Below are 8,668 nucleotides of genomic sequence, written 5' to 3' on the forward strand. Positions count from 1 at the left end.
CGCGGTCGCGCGGCGCGGGCATGGTGCGACGGCGCGTCAGCTCAGCACGGCGCGCTTGTTTTCCTGCGCCGGCGCCGCGTCGGCCGGCGCCTGCGCCAGCGCGCTGGTGTCCGGTGCCGACCGGGTGCGCTGCTGGTCGATGAACACGCGGCTATGGCCCGGATCCTGCAAACCGCCTTCGATCGCGAAGAAACCGCTGCCGTCGCGTCCGGCGACGACGTGGTCGATGGCGCGCATGCCCTGCCCGTTCGCGTCCACCACCGCGTGCGCGGCGGCGTTGCGGTAGCCCTGCTCGCCGCCGAACTCCATCGCGCCCGGCGGCAACGCGCGCAAGCCGTGCAGCGCCTGCTGGTACATGCCGTTGTGCGGATGGGCCGGATCGCCCAGCGCCACGCCGTCGCCGGCGCGCGCCGCGCCCGCGCGGGACATATCGTCGCGGGCCGCGCCAGCGCGGGACATGTCATCGCGGGCCGCGCCAGCGCGGCCCGGGTCGTGGCCGCGTTCGCCCGGCATCGCCTGCTCCTGCGCCTTGATCACCGCTTCGATGTAGTGGATGTCGATGCCGTGCTTGATGCCGCTGCCGGGAACCAACTTCTGCCAGAACGATTGCGGGTCCGGATCGGGCAGCTCGATCTTGTGCCCGACTGCGTCGGGCATCGCCCACTTCAGCGGGATGCTGTGCTCCTGCAGGTCGGTCAGGATCTCGTTCTTGACCGCGTAGCGGCGGATCTGGCCGTTGTCGGCGACTTCGCGCTTGGCCGCGTCGGCGTCGATGCCGATGCGTTCGAGCGTCTTGTCGTGCACGCCGGAGGCGTTGAAGGTCACCGCCGGAATGCCGCTGGCGATCGACGCCGCGCCGGCCAGGCCGCCGCCGAGCGAATGGCCGGTGATCACCACCTCGTCGCCGAACGCGACCTTGGCCTCGCGCGCCAGCGCGATGGCCTGGTTGTATTGCGCGTCCTCGAAGCCCAGGCCCTGGCGGAAATTGGTCAGCCAGTCCTTGCCTTCGTCGGTGCCCGAATAGGCGACCACGTAATGGCCGTGTTCGTCGCCGTAGATGCGGGCGAGAAAGCCGGAGTCCTTGTTCTCCAGGCTGGCCGGCTCGATGCCCTTGTCGCGCAGTTGATCGGCGCTGAGCGGCTTGAAGCCGTCGATGCCGGGGCCCTGGTCGTACAGGTCGTCCATCAGCCGCGACAAGGTCTTGTCGATCGGCTTGGCCTGGGTGCCGCGCACTTCGTCGGCGAAGGACTGCGGCGGGGTCTGCTGGCTCATCCTGCGGTCTCCTGAATTCCTTGGCGTACCTGGTTCCTGAGGTGCGTATCGGCGCTGCGCGCGTCGCAACGGACGGCGCGGATCAGCCGTTTTCCAGGGCGATGCCGCGATCGCGCATCCAGCCCACCAGGGCCTCGCGGTCGGCGCGGGCCTGGGCGCTGAGCAGGCTCGGCGGGGTCATGAAGGCGTAGCGCTGGAAGGTCACGTCCTGGGCGTTGCGCGCGAGCGGGTCGGTGCCGGCCTTGAGCAGTTCCAGCGCCAGATCCGGCTGGTTGACCTTGCCGGCGACGTGCAGCGCGGTGTTGCCCATGCGGTCGGCGTGGCGCGGATCGGCGCCGGCGGCGAGCAGGCGGCGGAACTGGATCGCGCGCTCGCCCATCAGCGCCGCGGCCAGCGGCGCGGCGCCGGTGTGGGCGTGCTCGACGTTGGGATCGGCGCCGCGCGCGAGCAGGGTTTCCAGATAGACCGGATCGCGCGCCATCGCCGCCAGGTGCACGACGGTGGAACCGTCGACGCCGGGCTGCGAGGGATCGGCGCCGAGCGCGAGCAGTTCGTCCAGGCCGTCGGGGCTTTGGTTGAACACCGCCCACTCCAGCAAGGTGACGTTCTTGTCGCCGCGCGCGGCCAGCGCGGACGGATGCGCGCGCGCGGCCAGACGGCGGATTTCGCCACGGTCGCCGGCGGCGACGGCCTCGGCCAGTTCGGCCACGACCGGGTCGGCGAATACTTGGGCGGCCAGCGACGGCGCCTGCACATCGGACATAGCGACTCCTCCTGAGTACCTGACGGACTTTCCCCGAGTCCCGCCGGGCCGGCGGGAGTGCTGCGGCGCGACGGTACCCCTACCGTGGCGCGAGACGACATACGGCCACGTACCGTGGCAGCGGGCAGCCTAACAAGAACCCGATGGGTTTGTAGCCGGAACCGAGTCACAGTTTTGGCGTAAAAACTGAACAAAACGGCCTGAGCCGCCCCGATCCGCCGTTTTGACCGCCGCCTCGCCCCGCCCCAGGCACACGTGCGCGGGCCGCAGAAAAACCAACGGCGGAGCTCGCGCCCCGCCGTTTCGTGTCGCCGCGGCCGGCCGTCGCCGGCGCCGCGCGGCCTCAGTAAGCGCCCGGGGCGGCGGCGAAATTCACCGGCACGGTGACCTCCACGCAGGCGCCGACCGGCAATTGCAGGTTCGCCACCGCCACGCTGGTGTCGCCGGCCGCGCCGCCGCTGGCCGGACAGCTGCCGCCGCTGGAGACGCTGCGGCACGACCACGCGCCGCGCAGGCTCGCGCCGCGCGGCAAGGCGTCGCTGAGGCTGGCGCCGGCGGCCGCGTCGGGGCCGTTGGCGTTGCAGGCGCGCAGCAGGTAATCGGCGCTGCCGCCGGGCGTGTAGGTCGCGCTGCCGTCGTTCTTGCTCAGCGACAGCGACACGCACACCGGATCGACCGCCGCGCTGGCGCTGTTGTTGGCGCTGCCGCCCGGCGCCGGGGTGACGAAACCGGCCTGCGCCGACGCGCCTTCGGCGAACGGCGCGGTGGCCTGGATGGTCGCGGTGTTGGCGACCGCCGCGCATTGGCCGGCGGCGACGCGGGCGTCCATGACATAGGTCAGCCCGGCGCCGGCCACGGCGTTGCCGGCCGGCAACGTGGCGCTGGCGGAAATCGCGCCGGTGCCGCTGGCCGCCGGGCAGGTCGCGTTGCCGATCGGCGTGCACGTCCACGCGGTGAAGGTCAGCCCGGCCGGCACCGCATCGGCGAGGTTGACGGTCGCGTCGTGGGCGGTGGTGTCGCCCACCGTCGGCCGCGCGGTGTTGTTGCGGAAGGTCACGGTGAAGCGCACGGTGCCGCCGGGCGCCGGCGCGGCGTTGTCGACCTGCTTGGTGGTCAGCACATCGACGTCGTTGTCGACGATCGTCAGCGTCGCCGTGGTCTGGCCGGTGGCGCCGGTGACGCAACGGGTGGTCGAGGTCAGCGTGTAGTCGTTGGCGCTGGACTGGGCGGCGAAGGTGACGGTCTCGTTGTCCTCGATGACCGCATCGTCGACCACCGCGATCGGCAGGTCGAAGGTGGTGTTGTCGTAGGTGCCGGCCGGGATCGCCACATTGATCGTGGTGCCGCTGCCGCTGGACACGGTGTAGTCGCTGCCCTGGGTCGCGGTGCCGCCGGTGATCCGCACCGGCACGACGATGCCGCCGGCCGGCACCGTGCCGATCACCCGCAGGCGCGGCAGGCCGGCGCTCTGGCCTTCGCGCACGGTGTAGTTGGCGGCGTCGAACTCGATGTACGGGCGCAGCGTGACCTGGATCTCGTCGAGGAAATTGCCCAGCGAAATGCCGCCGCTGCTGCTGACCGCGGCGAAACCGACCTGCTGCACGCCGGTGGCGCCGCTGTAGGTGAAGCTGCCGCTGTAGTCGCGCCAGCCGTTGACGGTGCCGCCGATGCTCAGCGTGCCTTGCGTGGCCGAGGACGGCGTGCCGCCGGTATCGACCCGGTCGGTGCCGTTGTTGGTGGTGCCGATGCGCGCGATTTCGCTGGTCACCCCGACGCCGTTGCTGCCGGAAGCGTTGATGCCGAAGCTCATCACGTCGGGCGTGGACGCCGAATCGCGGCCGCGATGGCTCAGCCGCCAGCCGATCACGTCGCCGGTGGTCAGGCAGATGTTCTGGTAGATGCGCGAGGCCTGGTCGGCATTGAGTTCGGCGTGCTGCTTGCCGGCGCGCGCGGGCGTGCCGTTGAAGCTGTTGCCCCACAGCTCGATGATCGGCCCGTTGGCCGGGTTGGCGACGATGCCGCAACCGCCGGTGGCGCGGCTGGGATGGGTGGTGTTCCACCCGGTCACCTGCTGCGGGCCGGCGAAATAGCCGACGCAGGCGCCGGTGCCCAGGTCGGGCTGCTCGAAGCCGAGATTGACGAAGGTGCGCTGCACCTGCGCCTGCGCCGGCAACGCCGCCGCCAGCGCCAAGGCCGCCGCCAACACCAGACGCGGCGCTCGCGCGCCGCGCTGCAAGACTGTCTTCATAAGCCGCCGGACTCCCCCTGTGCGCCGCCGCGTCCGGCCTGGCCCCGCGAGGCGGGACGAGCGCCGCGCAGGCTTCAGCGCGACGTCCGGCAGCGGGCGGCGAGTTCTCGCCTGAACAAACTGAACAGAAATGTGACTTACAGCACATATATTTTGTGCCACTAAGCACTCTTCTGTCAGCCTCAGGCCCGCGTCAGGGGTTCAGCTACCTGTCTCTCGACGGCTGCCGCGAGCCTCAGACCGCGCCGGCGGGCGCCACGTGCAGGGCGAAACCGCGTTCGCCGCCGGCTTCGCGGCCGGGCTTGAGCAGCAGCGACGGCAGCTCGTAATCGCCGCCGTTCTGGCGCCGGAACGCAATCGGCGCATCCCGCCACAACCCGTCCACGCGCTGCAGCAGCGCCGCGCGGGTGCGTTCGAACTGCTCGGCATCGATCCGGTCGCTGCGATAGGCCACGAACGGCGGCAGCACTTCGAAACCCGGGTAATGCAGCAGGCCGTGGTTGATCGGGAACAGCAGATCCTCGATCGGCCCGTTGATCCCGCGCGCCGCGTAATGCGGCTGCCAGCCGCCGGCGGTGACCGAGACCAGCGCGCGCTTGCCGGCCAGCGCGCCCTCGCCGTAGCGATCGCCCCAATGGGTGTCGGAATGCTCGCCCACGCCGTAACCGAAGCCGTAGGAATACACCCGGTCGAACCAGCCCTTGAGGATCGCCGGCATCGAGAACCACCACAGCGGAAACTGCAGGATCAGCGCATCGGCGCGGCGCAGTTTGTCCTGCTCGGCGCGCACGTCGGCGGTCAGCGCGCCGGCGGCGAAGGCCGCATGCGAATCCTTCGGCACGCGCAGGCGCGCGGACGCGTCGCGTTGCGGGAAATCGGCGGCGTCGACCGCGGCTTTCCAGCCCATCGCATACAGATCGCTGACGTCGACCGCATGCCCCTGCGCGCGCAGATGCTCGCTCATCGCGTCCTTGAGCGCGCCGTTGAGCGAAGCCGGTTCGGGGTGGGCGTAGACGATGAGGATGTTCTTTTTCATGGGGGCGTGTCGTGTGATCGGGGAGCTCAGGATAGGTAGCCGCGCGCGGCGGCTGGGCGCGGAGTGGCGGTTTCAATGTGGAACCACTGGAACCAATCTGACGCGGGAGGGCACCGTAGTTGCGGCCGTAGGGGAACAACGGTTGACAGTGCACCCTCTCGAACCCTTCACTGTTCCAGAGGCCGCCGTTGAGCGCGGCATGTCTGGACGCCGCCCATGCAAGGCGCACTTCCGATCAAAGCGGTTCTCGCATCTATGTTTCTAGCGTTGGGCGCTTGCGCCACGCATGGCGGGACTGATGCTCTTCCCGATCCGGAACAGAACACAGGCCCGCTCACCACTCGCTACGAAGTCGAGTTCGATTGCCCGCACGCGACGACGTTCCGGATCGCCGGAACCACGCAATGGTTTGATGAAGACGACGGTTTCAGGTCGCGCATCACCCAAATACGCATCGGCCGCCGCGCAGTCGAGTCGCGCTGGCTCGAGGCGATCAATCAACGCATACCAGCGGGGGCGTATCACGAGCGTCCCTGGCTGACCTGCTCGGGAGGCGGTGCGGAGATCGAAATTCGTTTCATGGATCGTAGCAACGGCACCGTCGCCGGCTTGCCGCGAGTCTTATTCACCCTGCACTCCGATGGAACGCTGGACTTTCGCGACTGAAGGCAAGTTCGCTCGCAAGGATGTGGCTTATGGAAAAGATCGGACAAAGCAACACCAATCCCGACCTCGCACAAACCCAGGAGCTGGCCAAGCAGTTGGCACTGGAGATCGTGGGCAAAGAAGACCACAAGCGAGCCGAATACGTGGCGGTGGTTTATCGTAGTGGCGATGAGCTCAAAGTCACCTCGTTGTTCACCCAGGGCAGTCACTTCAAAGCCCCGCTCGGCAAAGCGATCGCCGAAGCTGGCGGAGCCGACAACGTCGTAGCTGTAGTGCACAACCACCCGAAGAAGAACGCCGAAAGCCAATTCGCGCCATCGGCGGCGCTGAAACTCGATGAACTGCCGTCGTCCCGCCCGAATCAGAACAACAATCCAGGCGACTGGGACCATGCGCAGAAACTTTTCGCCAACCGCACCGACGTGGCCTATTACCTGCTAGATCCCAACGACAAGCTGCGCCGCTACGACTATGCAGACCGCGAAACCTGGATCCGCGAGGCCCAGCCGCCGCCCCCCATCGAAGCATCGCGCGGCGGCAAGAACTACCGCCCGGCGCCGGCCATCGACCTGCAGCCCGCGTTGCCCTCGCCCGAGCCCCCGGCGACCGCGCCGCCGCAACCTTCCGACCCGCGCGCCGCCAAACTCCACGCCGAAGCCCGCGACGCCGTCGCGGCGATGGAATCCGGCCTCGGCATCGCCTGGAACCCGAACAGCGAACGCGTCGCCGCCTGCGTCGGTCGCCTCGCTCACGAGCGCGGTTTCGACGGCATCGTTTCGGTCGGGCTCAATCGCGCTGGCGACGGCCAGCCAGGCGGCGAGTCGCTGTGCGTCCAGGGCCGCTCGGCCAATCCCGATCCTTATGCGAACCGCGCCACGATTCCCACGCGCGAAGCGACGAACACACCGGTGGAAGAATCGATGCGGCGAATCGAAACGACGCAAGCGCCGGTGCAGGAGCCCGCCGCCGCGGATGTGGCGCAACGCCCGTCCGCGCCCTCGCGCTGAACGCGGCAGTCGAACCCAGCGACCCTGCCAACGTCACGCAAAAGAAAAGCCCCGCATTCGCGGGGCTTTCTCGTCTCGCATCAACCCGGGCTTACGCCCACAGATCGTGCAGCACCATCGTGTGGTCGCGGTCCGGACCGGTCGAGACGATCGCCAGCGGGCAGCCGGCCAGCTCTTCCAGCGCGCGCAGGTAGGCGCGCGCGGCCGGCGGCAGCTTGTCCCACTCGGTGATGCCGTGGGTGTTCTCGTCCCAGCCCGGGAACTCCAGGTACACCGGCGTGCACTCGTCCCAGCCGGCCGCGTCGAGCGGCGCGTACTCGGTGCGCTTGCCGCGGTATTCGTAGGCGATGCAGATCTTCAAGGTCTTCATGCCGTCGAGCACGTCGAGCTTGGTGATGCACAGGCCGGTGATGCCGTTGATCGCCACCGCGCGCTTGAGCGCGACGATGTCGATCCAGCCGCAGCGGCGCGGACGGCCGGTGGTGGCGCCGTATTCCTGGCCGCGGTCGCGGATGCCCTGGCCGACTTCGTCGTCCAGTTCGGTCGGGAACGGGCCGCCGCCGACGCGGGTCGCGTAGGCCTTGGCGATGCCGAGCACGTAGTCGATCGAGTCCGCGCCCACGCCGGTGCCGGCGAGCGCGCCGCCGACGGTGGTGTTGCTGGAGGTGACGTACGGATAGGTACCGTGGTCGATGTCGAGCAGCGAGCCCTGCGCGCCTTCGAACAGCACGCGCTTGCCCTGCTTGCGCAGGTCGTGAAGGATGCCGGCGACGTCGGACTTCATCGGCTCGACGTATTCGCCGAACGCCAGCGCTTCGTCGAGCGTCTGCTGATAGTCGACGGCGTCGACGCCGAGGTACTTGGTCAGCACGAAGTTGTGATAGTCCAGCGCCGTGCGCAGCTGTTCGGCGAGCTGGGCCGGGTAATGCAGGTCGGCCACGCGGATGCCGCGGCGCGCGACCTTGTCTTCGTACGCCGGGCCGATGCCGCGGCCGGTGGTGCCGATGGCCTTGCCGCCGGCGGCCTTTTCGCGGGCCTGATCCAGGGCGATGTGGTACGGCATGATCAGCGGCGTGGCCGGGCTGATCTTCAGGCGCGAGCGCACTTCCACGCCGGTCGCCTCCAACTCGTCGATCTCCTTGCGCAGCGCGGCCGGGCTGAGCACCACGCCGTTGCCGATCAGGCACAGCGCGCCTTCGCGCAGGATGCCCGAGGGGATCAGGTGCAGCACGGTCTTCTTGCCGCCGATGACCAAGGTGTGGCCGGCGTTGTGGCCGCCCTGGAAGCGCACGACGGCGCCGATCTGCTCGGTCAGCAGGTCGACGATCTTGCCCTTGCCTTCATCGCCCCACTGGGCACCGAGAACGACGACTGACTGACCCATGAGTCCAAACTCCTGCGCTTTTTAGCTGTGAAGGCGGCGGATGCCGCAAGGTCCGCCCGCGCCCAGTCGCAGCCGATGCCGCGCCACAGGGCCATGAACGGAAAAAAGCCGGCGGGGATGGCCCCGTCCGGCTTTTGTGCATTATCCGGGTTTCGGGGGGCCAAGGCCACCCCAAAACGGTCCGATTGTGGCGGAATCCGGCCGCGGCCCGGCCGCGTTCATCTGCCGGCGCGGCCCGGCGCCGCCCGGCGGGGCCCGAAGCGGCGCCCCGTCCGGGGTGTCCGGCCCCGGC

General features: G+C 69.2%; 7 protein-coding genes. 2 read left to right on the forward strand and 5 right to left on the reverse strand.

The window, feature by feature from the left end; translation table 11 throughout:
- Nucleotides 1-36: 36 nt before the first annotated feature.
- From A7A76_RS20825 to A7A76_RS20840, 4 genes are all read right to left on the reverse strand, one after another.
- Nucleotides 37-1,272: an XVIPCD domain-containing protein gene (locus A7A76_RS20825; RefSeq protein ID WP_206413101.1), complete on the reverse strand. Its 1,236-nt coding sequence runs from the start codon at nt 1,270-1,272 to the stop codon at nt 37-39.
- 82 nt (nt 1,273-1,354) lie between these two features.
- Nucleotides 1,355-2,035, reverse strand: coding sequence for an ankyrin repeat domain-containing protein (locus A7A76_RS20830; protein WP_206413102.1), 681 nt, complete (start codon nt 2,033-2,035; stop codon nt 1,355-1,357).
- Nucleotides 2,036-2,378: 343 nt separating this feature from the next.
- Nucleotides 2,379-4,283, reverse strand: coding sequence for a DUF11 domain-containing protein (locus A7A76_RS20835; RefSeq protein WP_206413103.1), 1,905 nt, complete (start codon nt 4,281-4,283; stop codon nt 2,379-2,381).
- A gap of 235 nt (nt 4,284-4,518) precedes the next feature.
- On the reverse strand, nt 4,519-5,319 hold the full coding sequence (locus tag A7A76_RS20840; protein ID WP_206413104.1) for an NAD(P)H-dependent oxidoreductase: 801 nt from the start codon (nt 5,317-5,319) through the stop codon (nt 4,519-4,521).
- A 216-nt stretch (nt 5,320-5,535) separates the two neighbouring features.
- Between A7A76_RS20840 and A7A76_RS20845 the strand changes: the two genes are divergently transcribed.
- On the forward strand, nt 5,536-5,985 hold the full coding sequence (locus A7A76_RS20845; RefSeq protein ID WP_206413105.1) for a hypothetical protein: 450 nt from the start codon (nt 5,536-5,538) through the stop codon (nt 5,983-5,985).
- 29 nt (nt 5,986-6,014) lie between these two features.
- Nucleotides 6,015-6,992 carry an XVIPCD domain-containing protein gene (locus tag A7A76_RS20850; RefSeq protein WP_206413106.1) on the forward strand — a complete coding sequence of 326 codons (978 nt, stop codon included), beginning with the start codon at nt 6,015-6,017 and terminating at the stop codon, nt 6,990-6,992.
- A gap of 91 nt (nt 6,993-7,083) precedes the next feature.
- On the opposite strand, the gene A7A76_RS20855 is transcribed toward A7A76_RS20850, so the two are convergent.
- Nucleotides 7,084-8,376: an adenylosuccinate synthase gene (locus tag A7A76_RS20855; protein WP_206413107.1), complete on the reverse strand. Its 1,293-nt coding sequence runs from the start codon at nt 8,374-8,376 to the stop codon at nt 7,084-7,086.
- Nucleotides 8,377-8,668: the final 292 nt, after the last annotated feature.

This window comes from Lysobacter enzymogenes, from assembly GCF_017168095.1.
Classification (GTDB): Bacteria; Pseudomonadota; Gammaproteobacteria; order Xanthomonadales; family Xanthomonadaceae; genus Lysobacter; species Lysobacter enzymogenes_D.

Coding starts and splice junctions, on each gene's coding strand:
- A7A76_RS20825 (WP_206413101.1), bottom strand. CDS start 1,272: ATGAGCCAGCAGACCCCGCCGCAGTCCTTCGCCGACGAAGTGCGCGGC.
- A7A76_RS20830 (WP_206413102.1), bottom strand. CDS start 2,035: ATGTCCGATGTGCAGGCGCCGTCGCTGGCCGCCCAAGTATTCGCCGAC.
- A7A76_RS20835 (WP_206413103.1), bottom strand. CDS start 4,283: ATGAAGACAGTCTTGCAGCGCGGCGCGCGAGCGCCGCGTCTGGTGTTG.
- A7A76_RS20840 (WP_206413104.1), bottom strand. CDS start 5,319: ATGAAAAAGAACATCCTCATCGTCTACGCCCACCCCGAACCGGCTTCG.
- A7A76_RS20845 (WP_206413105.1), top strand. CDS start 5,536: ATGCAAGGCGCACTTCCGATCAAAGCGGTTCTCGCATCTATGTTTCTA.
- A7A76_RS20850 (WP_206413106.1), top strand. CDS start 6,015: ATGGAAAAGATCGGACAAAGCAACACCAATCCCGACCTCGCACAAACC.
- A7A76_RS20855 (WP_206413107.1), bottom strand. CDS start 8,376: ATGGGTCAGTCAGTCGTCGTTCTCGGTGCCCAGTGGGGCGATGAAGGC.